This window comes from Halobacillus sp. B23F22_1 (assembly GCF_043497005.1).
GTDB lineage: Bacteria > Bacillota > Bacilli > Bacillales > Halobacillaceae > Halobacillus_A.
Map to the genome: position 1 here is coordinate 629,771 of NZ_JBIEKE010000003.1, position 16,322 is coordinate 646,092.

General features: G+C 43.0%; 15 protein-coding genes, 1 pseudogene and 1 riboswitch. Of the genes and pseudogenes, 4 read left to right on the top strand and 12 right to left on the bottom strand.

Annotation, left to right across the window (positions count from 1 at the left end):
* Nucleotides 1–3 precede the first annotated feature (3 nt).
* From ACGTNH_RS18015 to ACGTNH_RS18040, 6 genes are read right to left on the bottom strand one after another with little or no spacing between them, the layout of a single operon-like run.
* Nucleotides 4–1,302: a (Fe-S)-binding protein gene (locus ACGTNH_RS18015; RefSeq protein WP_394588317.1), complete on the bottom strand. Its 1,299-nt coding sequence runs from the start codon at nucleotides 1,300–1,302 to the stop codon at nucleotides 4–6.
* On the bottom strand, nucleotides 1,295–2,686 hold the full coding sequence (locus ACGTNH_RS18020) for an FAD-binding oxidoreductase (protein ID WP_394588538.1): 1,392 nt from the start codon (nucleotides 2,684–2,686) through the stop codon (nucleotides 1,295–1,297). The genes ACGTNH_RS18015 and ACGTNH_RS18020 overlap by 8 nt, the downstream gene beginning before the upstream one ends.
* Before the next feature lie 35 nt (nucleotides 2,687–2,721).
* Nucleotides 2,722–3,621 (bottom strand): DUF6282 family protein, encoded by a 900-nt coding sequence (locus tag ACGTNH_RS18025; protein WP_394588318.1) that lies wholly within the window; start codon nucleotides 3,619–3,621, stop codon nucleotides 2,722–2,724.
* Nucleotides 3,605–4,504, bottom strand: coding sequence for an alpha/beta hydrolase (locus tag ACGTNH_RS18030; protein WP_394588319.1), 900 nt, complete (start codon nucleotides 4,502–4,504; stop codon nucleotides 3,605–3,607). The genes ACGTNH_RS18025 and ACGTNH_RS18030 overlap by 17 nt, the downstream gene beginning before the upstream one ends.
* 21 nt (nucleotides 4,505–4,525) lie before the next feature.
* Nucleotides 4,526–5,236 carry a FadR/GntR family transcriptional regulator gene (locus tag ACGTNH_RS18035; RefSeq protein ID WP_101845325.1) on the bottom strand — a complete coding sequence of 237 codons (711 nt, stop codon included), beginning with the start codon at nucleotides 5,234–5,236 and terminating at the stop codon, nucleotides 4,526–4,528.
* Between the two features lie 20 nt (nucleotides 5,237–5,256).
* On the bottom strand, nucleotides 5,257–6,618 hold the full coding sequence (locus ACGTNH_RS18040; RefSeq protein ID WP_394588320.1) for a sodium/glutamate symporter: 1,362 nt from the start codon (nucleotides 6,616–6,618) through the stop codon (nucleotides 5,257–5,259).
* A 245-nt stretch (nucleotides 6,619–6,863) separates the two neighbouring features.
* A riboswitch (cobalamin riboswitch) is annotated at nucleotides 6,864–7,066 on the top strand.
* Between the two features lie 162 nt (nucleotides 7,067–7,228).
* On the opposite strand from ACGTNH_RS18040, the gene ACGTNH_RS18045 reads away from it, so the two are divergent.
* The 4 genes from ACGTNH_RS18045 to prpB all read left to right on the top strand — a co-directional run bounded on the left by ACGTNH_RS18045 (nucleotide 7,229) and on the right by prpB (nucleotide 11,076).
* On the top strand, nucleotides 7,229–7,447 hold the full coding sequence (locus tag ACGTNH_RS18045) for a hypothetical protein (RefSeq protein WP_394588321.1): 219 nt from the start codon (nucleotides 7,229–7,231) through the stop codon (nucleotides 7,445–7,447).
* A 51-nt stretch (nucleotides 7,448–7,498) separates the two neighbouring features.
* The gene (mmgD, locus tag ACGTNH_RS18050) at nucleotides 7,499–8,614 is read left to right on the top strand and encodes a citrate synthase (RefSeq protein WP_394588322.1); all 1,116 of its coding nucleotides are present in this window, start codon (nucleotides 7,499–7,501) and stop codon (nucleotides 8,612–8,614) included.
* Nucleotides 8,615–8,687: 73 nt separating this feature from the next.
* Entirely contained in the window at nucleotides 8,688–10,130 is a 1,443-nt protein-coding gene (locus tag ACGTNH_RS18055) for a bifunctional 2-methylcitrate dehydratase/aconitate hydratase (RefSeq protein WP_394588324.1), read from the top strand.
* 25 nt (nucleotides 10,131–10,155) lie between these two features.
* Nucleotides 10,156–11,076, top strand: coding sequence for a methylisocitrate lyase (prpB, locus tag ACGTNH_RS18060; RefSeq protein WP_394588325.1), 921 nt, complete (start codon nucleotides 10,156–10,158; stop codon nucleotides 11,074–11,076).
* A gap of 144 nt (nucleotides 11,077–11,220) precedes the next feature.
* On the opposite strand, the gene betB is transcribed toward prpB, so the two are convergent.
* From betB to ACGTNH_RS18090, 6 genes and pseudogenes are all read right to left on the bottom strand, one after another.
* Nucleotides 11,221–12,690: a betaine-aldehyde dehydrogenase gene (gene betB, locus ACGTNH_RS18065; RefSeq protein ID WP_394588539.1), complete on the bottom strand. Its 1,470-nt coding sequence runs from the start codon at nucleotides 12,688–12,690 to the stop codon at nucleotides 11,221–11,223.
* An 18-nt stretch (nucleotides 12,691–12,708) separates the two neighbouring features.
* Nucleotides 12,709–13,242: a chromate transporter gene (locus ACGTNH_RS18070; RefSeq protein ID WP_394588326.1), complete on the bottom strand. Its 534-nt coding sequence runs from the start codon at nucleotides 13,240–13,242 to the stop codon at nucleotides 12,709–12,711.
* Nucleotides 13,242–13,837 (bottom strand): annotated as a pseudogene (locus tag ACGTNH_RS18075) (chromate transporter). Before ACGTNH_RS18075 ends, ACGTNH_RS18070 begins: the two are co-directional and overlap by 1 nt.
* Entirely contained in the window at nucleotides 13,827–14,834 is a 1,008-nt protein-coding gene (locus ACGTNH_RS18080; RefSeq protein WP_394588327.1) for an NAD(P)/FAD-dependent oxidoreductase, read from the bottom strand. The pseudogene ACGTNH_RS18075 and the gene ACGTNH_RS18080 overlap by 11 nt, the downstream one beginning before the upstream one ends.
* A gap of 31 nt (nucleotides 14,835–14,865) precedes the next feature.
* Nucleotides 14,866–15,225: a Rieske (2Fe-2S) protein gene (locus ACGTNH_RS18085; protein ID WP_394588328.1), complete on the bottom strand. Its 360-nt coding sequence runs from the start codon at nucleotides 15,223–15,225 to the stop codon at nucleotides 14,866–14,868.
* The gene (locus tag ACGTNH_RS18090; RefSeq protein ID WP_394588329.1) at nucleotides 15,179–16,294 is read right to left on the bottom strand and encodes an amidohydrolase family protein; all 1,116 of its coding nucleotides are present in this window, start codon (nucleotides 16,292–16,294) and stop codon (nucleotides 15,179–15,181) included. The genes ACGTNH_RS18085 and ACGTNH_RS18090 overlap by 47 nt, the downstream gene beginning before the upstream one ends.
* Between the last annotated feature and the right edge of the window lie 28 nt (nucleotides 16,295–16,322).

Below are 16,322 nucleotides of genomic sequence, written 5' to 3' on the forward strand. Positions count from 1 at the left end.
GCCTTACTTTTGCTGAGGGTCTGCTTCCAATAATAGATCCACAAGATGCTCAGCACCCATCGTGTGATTTACTCCTTCTCGCTCTATCCCGAGCTTCATTTGCAATAGACATCCGGGGTTAGTCGTTACCACCGTTTCTGAACCTGCATTACACACGTCTCTCATTTTTACATCTAATATATCCATAGAATCCTCATAATTGATAATATTGTAGATTCCAGCTGAACCGCAGCAGAAATCCGGACGGTCTAATTCTTTCAGCGTAAGTCCGGGAACTTTCTTCATTAATTCAAGCGGCGGGGATACTACCTTTTGGACATTAGTCATATGACATGAGGGTTGATAGGTTACCGTTTTATCAATTGACTTTTTAAAAAAGACATGATCAACCTCTACAAGAACCTCCGATATATCTTTCATTTTGGAAACAAACTGTTCAGCCCGCTGATGCCAGGATGTCCCTTTTTCAAATAAGTGGTGATACTCAACCATACGAGCACCACAGCCCCCGGCGTTGTTGATAATGTAATCTACTTCTTCTTCCTCAAAAGCCTCAATGTTTCGTTTGGCAAGGTGTATTGAGTCATGGACCTTCCCCGAATGCGCGTGCAGTGCCCCACAACAAGTTTGTTCTTCCGGGAGGACAACTTCAAACCCCCAGCGTAAAAGTAACTCGATGGTATTCTGATTCGTTTGAAAGAATACACTGTCCATTACGCAACCTGTAAAGAAAGCTACTTTCGCTCGTGCAGGTCTTGTCCGTATATATCGCTTCGTTCGTTTGGCACGCTCTTTAGGGGAAGGCTGCTTTGGGATTACTTGTTCAAATTTATCTAAATGAAGCGGAGCGGCCATTGTTAAACGCAGCAGATTGGCAAAGGTTTGAAGGCCGGATTTTTGATAAAACCAGGTTAAGTTCCCCAGTGCGTCCATCCATTTTGCAGAAGGAAAAAAGGAACCGAACAGAAAGTCTTCCATTTTCTTTCGGGAGGCCGATTTTACCTGGTGGTCTTCAATCACTTCCTTAGCACCTTCTAATATTTGTCCATACTGAACATTAGTAGGACAAACAGTAGTGCACGCCATGCACCCCAGACACTTTTCAATTGGTTTTTGCAAATCATCAATAGATGCCTTTCCTTCCGCCACCATCTTGACTAGATTAATGCGTCCCCTTGGAGAATGAGTTTCCTTCTCCATCGTTTCATAGGTGGGGCAGGCAGGCAGACAATAACCACATTGCACACAATCAAAGGTCTTGTCATAGTTGATTTTCTGTTGCAGCGCTTGAAGCTTACTCATTTCGCAACACCAGCTTTTGCCCTTTTTCCGGAAATATTTTGCCTGGGTTCATTATTCGTTTCGGATCCCAGCTATCCTTGATTCGTTTCATCATCTCTAAACCGACAGCCCCTAGTTCTTGTTCCATAAAAGGAGCTTTCATCGTGCCGATCCCATGCTCGCCTGATAGCGTGCCCCCTAGGTCGATAGCCGCCCGAAATATTTCTTCCACTGCTTTTTCGACGCGGATCATTTCTTCTTGATCCCGCTTATCACACAAAATGTTAGGGTGTAAATTACCATCCCCGGCGTGACCGAACACAACTACTTCCACCTGATATTTTTCTTTAATTTCATTCAAACGGTCCACCATATCAGGAATTTTACTTCTCGGTACGGTTGCATCCTCCGATACCTTTGTCGGCTTGATTTTAGCGATGGCAGGAGATACCTGTTTCCTCGCATGCCATATCTTGGCAGCTTCTTCGCTTGTTGCAGGAACACTGACATTTGAGGCACCAATTTCATCCATAATGTTTTCGACCAGCACTGTTTCCAGCTTGAGCGTTTCTGGGTGTCCATCTAACTCAATGATTACAATGGCTTCTGCATCAACAGGCAGGCCAGATGGTTGAAAATTTTCAACAGCTTGTATACATGCTTTATCCATAAACTCCATTTTTGAAGGTAGTATCCCGGAAGTTAACGTACGTGATATCGCTTCTCCAGCCGTTCTGACATTTTCAAACTCGACCATAACGGTTTGTACTGCAGGAGGCTTAGGGATAAGCTTCAGTGTAGCTTCGGTGATCACGCCAAGCGTTCCCTCTGAGCCTACGATCAGCTTAGTAAGGTCAAACCCTGTCACATTTTTAATGGTTTGTCCGCCTGTCCGTATCACTTCTCCTTCAGGGGTCACAAGCTCCAGTCCTAATACGAAGTCTTTCGTCACGCCATATTTCAGACCCCGAGGCCCCCCTGAATTTTCAGCAAGATTTCCCCCTATGGTAGCTACATGGGCACTGCTTGGATCAGGCGCATACATGAGGCCGTGCTTTTCTGCTTCTTCATTTATACGAGCAGTTAGCACACCAGGGGATACTTTAACGGTCAAATCGTCAGCATTCAGTTCGATTTCTTCAGGCCATTGTGAAAGGTCCAGTACAATTCCGCCATGAACTGGGAGAGGCCCCCCGCTTAAACACGTTCCTTGCCCTCGAGGATAAATAGGGATATTGAATTGGTTGGCAACTTTCACGATATGGACGACTTCCTGCTTATTTTTAGCTTGAACAGCTGCGTCAGGAAGATATTCACCAAAAGAAGCATCAAAACTATAACTATATCGATCTGCTATTTCAGTCATTATTTGACGGCCTGGTATTACTTCTCTGAGATCTTCCATCCAATTACTCACACTTTACGCTCCTTTTCAGCACACTAAAATAATAGCGATTCAGGATTGGCTGCTATCATTTCTTTTACCATGTCTTCACTTATTCCTTCTTTCAATAACTCAGTAACAAATTCACTCAGCCCCTGGACAGGCGGGAGATTATGAGGCTGTCCGTAGTCTGTGACGAGAATACAAGACTTTGAGTCCAGTGTTTGAATAGATTCAGCCATTTGACGAATTGTAATATTATTAAAATCTTCCCCGCAAGCTAAATAACATTTTTCAATATAGCATCCTTGAGACGACAGTTTCTTCTGTAAATCCATCGGAATTTGGGCAATGCCTAAGTCAGCATGCTGAATCAATATCCGCCTCACCCCGATGTCTAAAGCTTCTTCTACTAAAAGATCAACTTCATGGGGAGAAAGGTGTCCTGTTGCAAGAACGGCATCGTAAGAAGCAATTAAATACAGAATTCTCTTGACTTCATCCTTCACTTCATTACTTTCATTTAGAATCGTTAAGCAAGAATCAGAATCGCCAAGAGGATTTTCACTATTGAAAAATCGTTCCTGACGATATTCTGCAAAATACTTGGCATGCTGTTCCGCTGATATGGTTGGCATCCAGATGATTTTTGCCCCCATACGCAATGCCATATCTACTGCATGAGAAGACAATCCGCCTGTAAAAAGATTACAAACTAAACCTCCATAGACTTTCATGTCTGGCATTTGGGAGCGAATAAGGGTGGCTCGATCATAACTGACTCCTTCATGCGCTTTTATTACCAATCCCTTCATGCCTGCTTTCCTTGCTTCTTCTACGAGTTCCCAATCGGTCTGGATCCTTGGAAAAGCACTAGGAGAGCTATGAACATGAAGTTCATAAGCTCCCTTTAATAATGGATGATATGTGTTTTGAGCCTTACTTGGAATATTCATAGCTTAACGCCTCTTCAAAAAACAGATGAAGTTCTTCGACTAATGCAGTAAACTCAGGATGATCACTGTACATAAAATCGTTATGCATCCCATTTATTTCATAATATTTCTTCGGACAAGAAGCCCTATTGTACAGGGATAAAGATTCTTCGACCGGATGGAGCACATTATCTTTACCGTGGGCTACAAACAGCGAAGTATCTTCCATGTTTTCAGCCGCTGCCTCCGCATCCAACTCAAGAATCGAATCTGTGAATTGAATACGAGTCTCTCCCCCGAACCCTTTCTTAGAAGCCAGCTCTTTTTGCACGTATTCGCGCGTAGGAGGGTCTAAAGGATAGTGTAAAAATGGATCTGCAGGTTGTGATTCTCCAGTCGTTACACGTCTTATTCGATCTTCATATACGACTTCCAAAACTTTAAGCCAATTTTCATAAGAATGGATAGTTTTCAGCCAGCGCTCTCCATTATAAAAACCATTCAGAGCGGCAACTGCTGCCACATCTTCTTTCTCTGCTGCACGAACAACATTCGATCCCCCCATGCCCCATCCAATCAAGCCTATTCGTTCATGATCAACTTCACTTTGAGCGCGCAAAAAGGTCAAGGCATTCCGAATATCAGCCACCTGTTCCTCAAGGATGACACGAGCAGGGTCCCCCTCGCTGTCAGCGAATCCTCGATAATCAAAGCCGAAACAAATATATCCTTTTTCCGTCAAAGCCTGGGCAAACATTTTTGGATAGAATTCATTTACTCCTTGATATCCTGAATTAGCAATAATCCCCGGATGGTTTCCTTTACTCTCATAATTGTCGGGCAAGTAAATGGTCCCCTGTAACTTGTAGCCTTCACTGTAAAATTGTACGGATTTTTCGATCATCATTCTCTCTCCCTTTATAAATTAAGAATTCAATGCCTGGTCAAATGAATGCTTGAATTTTTGACATGCATTACTTAAGTGTTGGTACATTTCCTCCCTGGCTTGTTCTCCATTGCCCAATCGAATGGCTGTATAAATGCGTTCATGCTCACTGAGTACTTGAGCCCGCTTTTCGGAAATTCCCATATTTTTCTTAAGGGAAAAACGAATTGCTTTGTCATAGAGAGTAGTAAGGTTCTCGACACTGTGAACAAGAATCGGGTTATGGGAAGCTTGTGCAATAGCATTATGAAAGGCAATATCCTCTTTATCTCCCACACGATTATCATGCTGTGAACTGCGAAGCTCCTCCAGTTTTTTCTTAATGATTAACTTATCATCAGCCGTGCCACGTTCAGCGGCCAGGCGAGCAGCTTCGGTTTCTAGAATGATCCTTGTTTCCAGTAAGTTTAATATTTCCTCCGAATCTACGAATTCAAATTGTATTTCTTCTATTAAATTAGTTAAAGAAGCTGCCTGTATAATACTGCCTCCACCTTGCTTCGAAACGGTTAATCCGCTTGCTTCGAGTACGCTTAACGCTTCTCTGACTGGAGTACGGCTGACCCCAAACATCTCGGAAAGCTGCTTTTCGGTAGGTAACCGATCACCAGGCTGCATATTCTCCTTATGGATGTATTCTTTGATACGATCAAAAACCTGCATCGACACTTTTTTTCGTTCTATTTTCATAAAAGAGGATCATCCTTTCTTTATGAAACATTAGAATCTCTGCTAATATTTCTTGTCTCCTGAATTGAAGTCAGCCAGCCTGACTTAGCGGCAATGATAATAAGCACCGCACTCGCTCCCAATAAAATGAGAGAGAATAAACCACCAGTCCCGGCCATCATCATGATAGGACCAAAAGTAATAATTAAAATCTCGACTGGTACCATGCCGATATATCCTAAAGCGTAGTCGTCCAGGGTACTGCTTTTAGTTTTGGGATCTACGATTCTCAATAAGGCAATTCCCATGGCGACGGTTCCTGTACTCCATCCCCATCCAAAAATGGCATTTTCAAACCAGTGACGGTGGAAGACACGAGGTGCAATAAACCTGAAAATACAGTAGGCCCATATCACTCCAAAAATAAAGAGAGCTATAAGAGGCCAGGCATAAGCTGCTACCACAGCTAGATTAATAGATGTAATCCCAAACGCAACAATCAAGTCTGTTGCCGTTCCACTTATGCGGTCAATTACACGTTTGTCCACATATTCATTAGCTTTGGTTGTATTTAAGAACAATTGAATCAGTAAGCCGACCACGAATGAAAGGCTTAGTAACGGGATGCTGACTTGCGGGAATATCGCTTGTATTCCTTCCTGTAAGAAGTAACTAAACATTACAACAACAGCAAGTAAGGCAATGTGGAAAAATAATGGGTCCACCGAATTGCTGGAAACAGTATCACTACCCGATGATTGACGAAGATTAGCAGGAACTAACCCCGTTCGTAATTCATTTGGTAAATCCTCAAAGTCTGAAATGAAGTTGGTTTGATTATTCCGTGCGTTCATTTTAATTAGCAGCAGACCACCGAGAATAGCACAAATCAAACCAATGGTAGCTGAAGTATAACCAAGAGCTGTGGCTTCTTCCCATCCAAGCCCGCTAAAAGCTTCACCTACGGCTGCGGCCGTTCCGTGGCCACCGAGAAAACCAGCACCAAGAATCAACCCAAACCCGCTCGGAATATCCCAAAGGTTAGCTAAAAGTATGTAAGCAATCATCGCTCCCCCGCCCCACATAAGCATGGTCAGGAGCATCGAGTATATCCACATATTTCTTACTCGTCCAAACGTTTGCTTCCAATTTACTTTAGCCGCTCCTATTGGAATCGCACCAAAAATAACAGCAATCAATACGGTTGGATAATTACTCACGAGACTTGAAAAAGGGAGCAGATCAAATCCATTAGGTCCCAAAGTCAACCCCGCCACTCCCGCTATGATACTAGCTGGAATAAATAACTTTTGTACAATTTTAAGCTTTGCCCGTAATATAACCCCAACTAACAATAAAACTGAAATCAATCCTACATCAATGGCTAAATCCCATATGGACAATTTCTTACCTCCTTAACGCTCAAAAAAAGAAAGCGCTATCATAATTTGTATGATAAATATACAACATGATAATCGACCGTGTAAATATAAAATATTAATAAATTTCAAAAAATTTTAATGCAACCCATTTGTAACCTCTCATATACACTTGCTAAAAGGAACGATGAGATTTGCACCAATTTTAACGCTCTTTAGAAATATTTGTTTATTTTCAAAATTTTTGTTATATTGAAAAAGTCAAAACTAAATAAGATTTTGATTAAGGTGCGGCTAAGCGCTATTCGTGTTTAACTGCTTAAAAGGGAAATCGGTGATAATCCGATGCTGTCCCGCAACTGTATTTGGGAGCGAACTGGAAGGCCACTGTTCTCGTTATAAAACGAGGATGGGAAGGATCCAGGGAGTGTTGATCATAAGCCAGGAGACCTGCCTGTTTCAACGAACATCAATACCTACGAGGATAGGGGGTGTTAAGTGCGAGTGGAAAGAGTATGGCAAGGTATGTCTCCTTATGATACTTTCTCCGGATAACTGTGATCTCAACTTAACAACTTCTCTTGGAAGTTGTTTTTTTAATGGCTTTATTTCTATTTGACTAGAGGTGTATATTTTGAGCGCTTCCATTGAGTTTTACGTAAATGAGTTCAAATCACGTATTATGAACTACATGGTTTCTTCTGTTCCCCGTACCTTAGAGACGGTTTATGAACAAATTAAAGAAGAGCTTATTCAACAGGACGACGGTCATCAAGAACTTAAATATCTCGAGCAAGCCTATGTGTTTGTCCATAAAGAAATAGTAGGTAAGCAGTTGGTATTAAAAGATTGATATTTCCCTTTTTGAAAGCGTTTACTATTTTGAGCAATTAGGAGGATTCTAATGCCAGAGCAAACAGCCTATAAACCCGGCTTAGACGGGGTAATTGCAACAGAAACAAAGCTTTCTTATTTAGATGTTGATGCTGAAGAAATTGTCCTTCGAGGATATGATCTGATTGAGCTTACTCAAAACAAACAATACCTTGATATCGTTCATCTATTATTAGACGGTGAATTGCCGGAGAAATCAGAGCGTTCCTCTCTTGAGCAGGAATTAAGAGCAGAATATAAACTCCCGGATCGTTTTTTCTCTTTGTTCAGCAAGCTTCCAAAAGAAACTCACCCGATGGATGCCCTGCGAACAGGAATTTCCGCGCTTTCAGGATATGAGAAGAATTTAGATGAACGCAGAGAATATGAAATCAATCGAACCGCTCTCCGCCTTCTGGCAAAAATCCCTAACATTACAGCTAACAGCTACCACATTCTTCACGACGAAGCAATTGTAGAACCAAAACTGGAACTTCCTTACAGTGCTAACTTCTTATATATGATTACTGGAAAAGAACCAACCCCGGATGAAGCTAAATATTTTGATCAATCTTTAATGGTGTACAGTGAGCATGAAATGCCAAATTCAACATTCACAGCCCGCGTGATTGCTTCCACAAATGCTGACATTTATGGAGCTCTAACCGGGGCAGTAGCTTCTTTGAAAGGAAACCTTCACGGTGGTGCAAATGAGGCCGTCATGCACATGCTCTTAGAAGGAAGAACGACAGATGGATTCCGCAGTCTTCTCTACGAAAAAATAAAAAACAAAGAAAAAGTGATGGGTTTTGGTCATCGTGTTTATATGAAGAAAATGGATCCAAGAGCGGCGCTGATGAAGGAAGCACTACGTGAACTTGCCGCCGAGCGAAAACGCGATGATCTTTTTGGGATGTGTGAAGCAGGAGAACAGCTGATGAAAGAAGAAAAAGGTCTGTATCCGAATTTAGATTATTATGCGGCGCCTGTTTACTATTTGTTAGGCATCCCGATAGATTTGTACACCCCGATCTTCTTTGCGGCACGAACCCTGGGGATCTGCGCCCACGTGGCTGAACAGTATTCCAACAACAAATTGTTTAGACCAAGGGTTATCTATACCGGTCCGCGCGGCCTGCATCCTTAATAGTAAAACGTCCGGGCTTGCCCGGCCGTTTTCATCAATATTCATTACATAGATTTGAAAGGTGGAGATGAAGATGTCAGAAGTAAAAGCAGCTGCACCCCAAACAGCAGACCAGGTGTTGGAGCGTATCGCCGAATATGCTGTTTATGGAGAAATAAACAGCGAGGAAGCTTTAGAAACGGCACAATATGTATTAATGGATACGTTAGGTTGTGGTTTTTTAGCCCTGCGCTATCCCGAATGCACGAAGCACTTAGGACCAATTGTACCGGGAACAGTCGTACCGAATGGCGTACGCGTTCCAGGAACGTCTTACGAACTTGATCCCGTCCACGCAGCCTTTAACATAGGCTGTATGATCCGCTGGCTGGATTACAATGATACATGGCTGGCTGCAGAATGGGGTCACCCTTCTGACAACTTAGGCGGAATTTTAGCGATTTCTGATTATATCAGCCGCAGACGTATAGCTGAAGGAAAGAAACCACTGAAAATGGATTCGGTTCTTGAAAATATCGTTAAAGCCCATGAAATTCAAGGGATTCTGGCCCTGGAAAACAGCCTCAACCGTGAGGGACTGGACCATGTGCTCTACGTAAAAGTTGCAACCACGGCTGTTGTAACTGCTATGTTAGGGGGAAGCAAAGAAGACGTGACCAATGCCGTTTCACAAGCGTGGATCGATAACTCCAGTCTGCGGACTTACCGTCATGCACCGAACACCGGATCTCGGAAATCGTGGGCAGCCGGAGATGCCACAAGCCGCGGGGTACGACTGGCCTTGATGACGATGAAGGGAGAAATGGGATATAAGACAGCTTTATCTGCTCCTGAATGGGGATTCCAGGATGTTCTTTTCGGCGGCAAAGAGTTGAACCTTGCCCGCCCTTTTGGCTCGTACGTGATGGAGAACATACTTTTCAAAATATCATACCCCGCTGAATTCCATGCACAGACTGCAGCTGAAGCAGCGATCGAATTGCATGAGCAAATTAAAGGTAGAATCCAGGACATTGAACAAGTAACGATTACGACCCATGAATCGGCGATTAGAATCATTGATAAAGAAGGACCGCTTTATAATCCGGCAGACCGTGACCATTGTTTACAATACATTACTGCCATCGGCCTGCTTTATGGAACGTTAAATGCGGATCATTATGAAGATGAAGTAGCCCGCAACCCTGAAATCGACCGTTTGAGAAACGTAATGAAAACCATAGAAAACGAACAATTCAGCAAAGATTATCTAGATCCTGATAAACGGTCGATAGCCAACGCTGTTCAAGTATTCTTTAATGACGGGTCCCACACTGAACAAGTAAGTATAGAATATCCAATTGGTCACCGACGACGCCGTGACGAAGGCCTGCCGCTGCTTTTAAATAAATTCCGGGAAAACCTGAAGACACGCTTCCCCTTCCGTCAAGTCAATCGCATTCTAAATGTATGTGAGGATTATGAAGAATTAAGAAACACACCTGTTGATCAATTTATGGAGCAGTTCCGAATATAACTCAACTATGTAAGGAGGACTAAAGATGTCATGGATTGTTGAAGAAAAATCAACTCAGCCAGAACGAGCAGAAGCCTTTAAACGATTAATCGAACAAGAAGAATTATTAAAAATCCCCGGCGCCCACGATGGAATGTCTGCTAAAATCGCAAAAGATGTCGGTTTTAAAGCTATCTATTTATCTGGAGCCGCCTATACAGCCAGCCGGGCGCTCCCTGATCTCGGTCTCATTTATTCCAACGAAATGGCTGAAAGAGCACAAGAATTGATCCGAGCTTCAGACCTCCCTCTCCTCGTCGATATTGATACGGGATATGGCGGAGTCATTAATGTAGCACGTGCTGCGAAAGAAATGGTGGAAGCAGGAGTGGCTGCAGTGCAGATTGAAGATCAGCTGCTGCCAAAAAAATGCGGTCATTTAAACGGAAAAAAACTGATTGAACCTGAAGAAATGATGCAGAAAATCCGTACAATTAAAGAAGTTGCTCCAACGCTTGTCATCGTAGCACGGACAGACGCAAAGTCAGTCGAAGGTATGACAAAAGCCATCGAGCGTGCTAATCAGTATGAGACAGCCGGTGCCGATGCCATATTTCCAGAAGCCCTGACAAGTGAAGAAGACTTTCGACATGCTTCATCCGCTATCAATGCTCCCTTGCTGGCAAACATGACGGAGTTCGGAAAGACTCCCTATTTTACAGGAGAAGACTTTCAATCCTTTGGCATGAACATGGTCATTTATCCAGTTACTTCCCTCCGTGTGGCAGCTAAAGCCTATGAACGAATTTTCACAGAGATTTTAAAGAACGATACGCAGCAAGAAAAGCTTGATGATATGCAATCGCGTGAAGAATTGTATGAAACTATTAAATATTATGATTATGAAGCGTTAGATGAAAAAGTAGCAAAGACAGTACTGCCGGAGATTGGCAAAGAAAATAAATAAGTAAGTTGTTTAAACCTAATTAAGGAATGAGCGACTAGACGTGCCCCTGATGAAAATAGAGTTTTATCAGGGGTATTCACTACTATAGTAATGAAGAAATCAATCTTGTCTGCACTCATTCTCTTACTAGCTTTAACTTCCGAGCTAAGTGAACCAGTGAAGAGGCTGCGGATTTGTATTTTCATACACATGTTTCACTTCGGTATATTCTTCTAATCCTTGTTTGCCAAGCTCACGACCGATACCGGAGGACTTATAGCCTCCCCATGGAGCTTGCGCGAAATAAGGGTGGAAATCATTTATCCATACTGTTCCCATCCGAAGTTCCCCTGCCACTCTCTCAGCCTTGCTTATATCATTTGTCCATACTGCTCCGGCTAATCCGTACTTAGAGTCATTCGCTAAGCTTACCGCTTGTTCTTCGGTACTAAACGTTTCTATGGTCAAGATCGGGCCAAAGGTTTCTTCCTGTACAATTCTCATCGAAGAAGTACAATTTGTAAAAATCGTCGGCTCAAAGAAGAATCCGTTCTCAAGCACCTTGGATTCTGGACGTTTTCCACCGACCATAAGAGCAGCACCTTCCTGAATCCCTAGTTCTACATAGCTCTCCACTTTTTCACGGTGTTCTTTTGAGATCAGCGGTCCTGATTGCGTAACATCATCAAATCCATTTCCCAGCTTAATTTCCTTCGTTCGTTCAACCAATGCTTTCACGAATCCATCGTGAATCGTATCCTGTACGAGCAATCGTGCTCCGGCTGAACAAACCTGGCCGGCATGAAAGAAAACAGCATTCATTGCTTGGTCCACAGCCGTCTCAAAATCAGCATCACTGAATACAATATTCGGATTTTTACCCCCCAGCTCCAGGGCGATTTTCTTAAAGTTTCCAGATGCAGCCGTCATGATTTTACGGCCGGTCTCCACTCCGCCGGTGAACGAGATCAGATCTACATCATGACTTTCTGCTAGCAGCCGGCCCGTTTTGCCTCCTTCTCCTAACACCAGGTTGGCTACTCCCTTTGGGACACCTGCTTCTTCGATAAGTTCTACTACTTTGATCGTCGTTAGCGGCGTAATTTCACTCGGTTTGATTACTAGCGTGTTACCTGCTGCAAGCGCCGGGGCTAATTTCCACGAAGCTTGTAACAGCGGGTAGTTCCATGGAGTGATCTGACCGCAGACCCCGACAGGTTCGCGGACAACCTTACTTTTGGAATCGGGTAATGGAGCCTCAATGACTTCTCCTCCATCCTTATCAGCCAATCCGCCGTAATAACGGAACACTTCTGCAATATCACTCATATCATCTATGCTTTCTGTCAATGTTTTACCCGAATCCAATGTTTCAAGTTCAGCCAGTTCCTGCTGATCACGATCGATTAATTCTGCAACTTTTAATACGATTTTCCCTCGTTCGGCTGCCGGGGTATGTCTCCATTCTCCATTTTCAAAAGCTTCTTTGGCAGAAGTGATTGCGGCCTGTGTATCTATTTCATTTCCCTCTGGAACTTCCGCAATGATCTCTTGATTGAATGGATTAATGATGTTTCTCGACTGTCCGTTTACAGCCGGCACCCATTCACCATTAATGTACATGTTTTTCTTAATCATTCCTCTATTCCTCCTTTAAAAACCGTATATCAAAACACCTAGAACTCCTGAAAGCCCGATTACCCAAGCGGGTGACACTTTTTTGTATAGCAGAATCATCGCTAACCCCATAATCATATATTGGGTAAAATCTGCGGTTGTTGAAAAAATTCCATTCTGAAGGCCCATTCGAATGCCTGCATAAAGAATCAGGGCAGTAATGACTGGATGAATGCCTTTTAAACTTCTACTCAACCAATGGGTTTGAGAATGATGTGAGAGGAACTTGATGAGCAACAGAATGAGGAGTAAGGCGGGCAGTAAATTACCTCCTGCCGCGACGATCGCTCCTTTAATTCCTGATGTTTGGTAACCAATTACTAAGGCTGAATTTGTGGCAATCGGCCCAGGAGCTGATCCGGCAATGGCAATAATATCAGTAAATTGTTCTTGGGAGAGCCACCTGTGTTTATAAACAGCCTGTTCCATTAGCGGAATCATCGCATAGCCCCCGCCAAACCCAAATAATCCAATAATAAAGAACTCGATAAAAAGATGAAGCAAGAGCATCAATATGAACTCCTTAGTTTTAGCAAAGCATGATAGAAACAGCCCGTTAAAGCTCCCCCGATCATCAGAAAAACAGGAGAGATAGAATAACTAAAAAGCAGAGCAATGGCCAATAAAAATAATAGCAGCGTGAAGCGATCACTAATTGCTCTACTGCCAATTTTAAAGGCAGCAAATATAATAAGTCCGATAATGGCTGGCCGGATTCCTTTAAAGGCGTCCTGTACAACGGATAAATCCTGATAAGTTAAAAAAAGATACATGAGTAAGATAATGATCAGGGCTGAAGGAATCAGCATACCGATCATCGCAGCCAGAGCCCCGCCAAGCCCTCGCACCATGTATCCGATATAGATCGCTGAATTAACAGCAATGGACCCTGGGGCAGATTGGGCGATCGCAATAACTGTAGGTACATCTTCAGTTTTAAACCTTTTTTATGAACAATTTCGCTTTCGATGTGAGGAATAATGGCAACCCCTCCTCCAAACGTTACAGGGCTGATCTTTAAAAAGGTTAAAAACAAGTCTAATAGAACCTTTGGAGAGCCTCTTGAGTACGAGTGACCTGAAACTACAAAGGGATTATTCTCCACCTAACACTCTCGTGCTGTGAGGAGGCTGAACCCTTGCCGCAGGGTCAATATAGTGCTTCGCTTGACTAATCGCTGTAGGTGCTTCACCAAAACCTGTAGCAATCAGCTTAACTTTCCCGTCATATGTCGTAATATCTCCCGCTGCGAATATGCCTGGAATATTTGTCTCCATTTTCTGATTCACTACAATTGAATTCTTTTCAATATCAAGTCCCCACTCTTTAATCGCTCCAAGACTAGATAGGAATCCATGGTTGACAATTAAAGAATCAATTTCAAGGTTCTCTGATTTTTCCCCTTTCGTTTCTTTTAAAACGACAGATTTAATTTGGTCCTCAGTTCCCACCAGTTGTTCGATTGCCATCGGAGTTTTTATTTGTACATTCGTTTCTTTCAGTTGATTAATGCTGTGTTCATGTGCTCTAAATTGATTACGACGGTGCACGAGCGTGGTTTGTTCTGCGATTCCTGAAAGCATAAGTGCCCAATCAACTGCTGAGTCTCCTCCTCCTGAGATGCACACCCTTTGACCTTTGTGGGCCTCTAGGTCCGTAATGGAGTAAAAAAGGTTTTTCCCTTCATATTTATCGGCTGACTCATGTTTTAGCCGGCGGGGTTGAAAGGCTCCCGCACCACTTGTTATCAATACGGTTTTCGCATAATGGACCGCTTTAGTGGTTGTGATTTTAAAAAGCTGCTCCTCTAACTTTTCTACGTGTTGTACATTTTCTTCAAGGCACATCTCAGGATCAAACTGGTACGCTTGTTCCTTTAATTGATGAACGAGATCTTTGGCTTGTATTTTCGGAGCTCCAGCCACATCGTAAATGTATTTTTCTGGATACAAGGCCATCAATTGGCCTCCTGGCTCCGGTAAACTATCGACCACTTTGACTGACATTTCTCTCATACCTCCATAAAAAGCAGCAAATAAGCCAGTCGGACCTCCGCCAATTATTATGACGTCAGATATATTTTCAGATTGTGTTATATCCATATCGATCACCTGCTTCTAAAATTGATTTTGTTTATTTATAAATAATGACGTCTCCGTTTTCAACCCGCACATTAAAGTTTGGAAGCTTTTTGTCAGGGTTGGCCAGCATTCTTCCTTCATTTTTTATATCAAATTCTCTTCCATGCCATGGACAGCGAAGGATCTCTCCCTTATGGCAGTAATGGTATTCTCCTGGTTTACTCTGATCTGTAGTGGCTCCACAGATCATCCCTTTATGGAGTGGAGCTCCCTGGTGGTTGCACTGATTCATAAAGGCATAGAACTCTCCATCTGGCGTACGGCAGATTAAGATGTTCTGTTTTCCGAAAAAGGATTCCATCATTTCACCCGGCTTGATGTCCGCTGTTTGACACACGACTTGTTCCTTCATCATACCCCTCCCTTGTATCTGGAATTTTAGGATAAAAGTTTTTCGCGTTTTCAGAATAAATTTTCTCTTTAAGTCCTGCATCTAAATTCGGTAAAGCCCGGTGAGGGGAGTCGTAATCCCAGTGCGGGTAATCCGTAGCGAAACAAATCATTTCCTCTGTTCCCATTTGTTCAATAAGTGACATGAAATCTTTTTTATTCAATTCTTCGGATGGCTGGGTACAGAAGCGAACATGCTCTTTCATAATGTCACTCGGCTTTCTTTTCAGCCAGGGGACTTCATGACGCAGATCTCTGTATTGCTGATCCATCTTCCACATCATGTGCGGGATGAACGTGAACCCTCCTTCAATCATCATCAACCCGAGTTTAGGAAACTTCTCGAACACACCGTTGAAAATCATATTAGTGACCTGTTTCATATGAGCTGTCGGTATCAAAGTATGCCACTCAATAAAATACCTCGGCCATCTGCCATAATAAACAGGAGGTTCATTGTGGTGCATGCCAATCATCAGACTGTGCTTTTCAGCTGCTTCAAAGATAGGGTGATAATAAGGGTCCCCCCACATGATGTCATCAATGGGAAGTAAAACTTGCACCATCTTTGGATGATCACCTACTCTTTCAATCTCTTTAACAGCTTCGTCACGGTCTTGGGCTGCTACATGGACTGATCCATATAAGCGCTCATCTTTATCGAGCCATTTATCAATCTGCCAATTATTATAGGCTGACGCTAAAGCTGCTGCCATCTCATGCCATCCATGCATGGAGGATGGAGAGGGATCTAACGCACCTGTTAAGATACCGAATTCGTGCCCGACATCATCGAGCAGTTGTTCCTGCATGAAGGATAAATCGGATCCAGCCGGCCGGCCGTCCGGTATGACGGCATCTGCACGATCAACCCCTGCAATGGAAGGCTGTGTGTATGGCATGTGTTTCTCCTGAATCCAGTGACAATTTTGAATGTAATGTTTGAACGGTTCATCAAGATACTCAAGAAGTTCTTCATATTCGACCCGTTCATGAATATCTGTATCGACTAATGGGATTTTTTTAGGCAAAGTTTATTCCTCCTTGTTGACTGTTGCG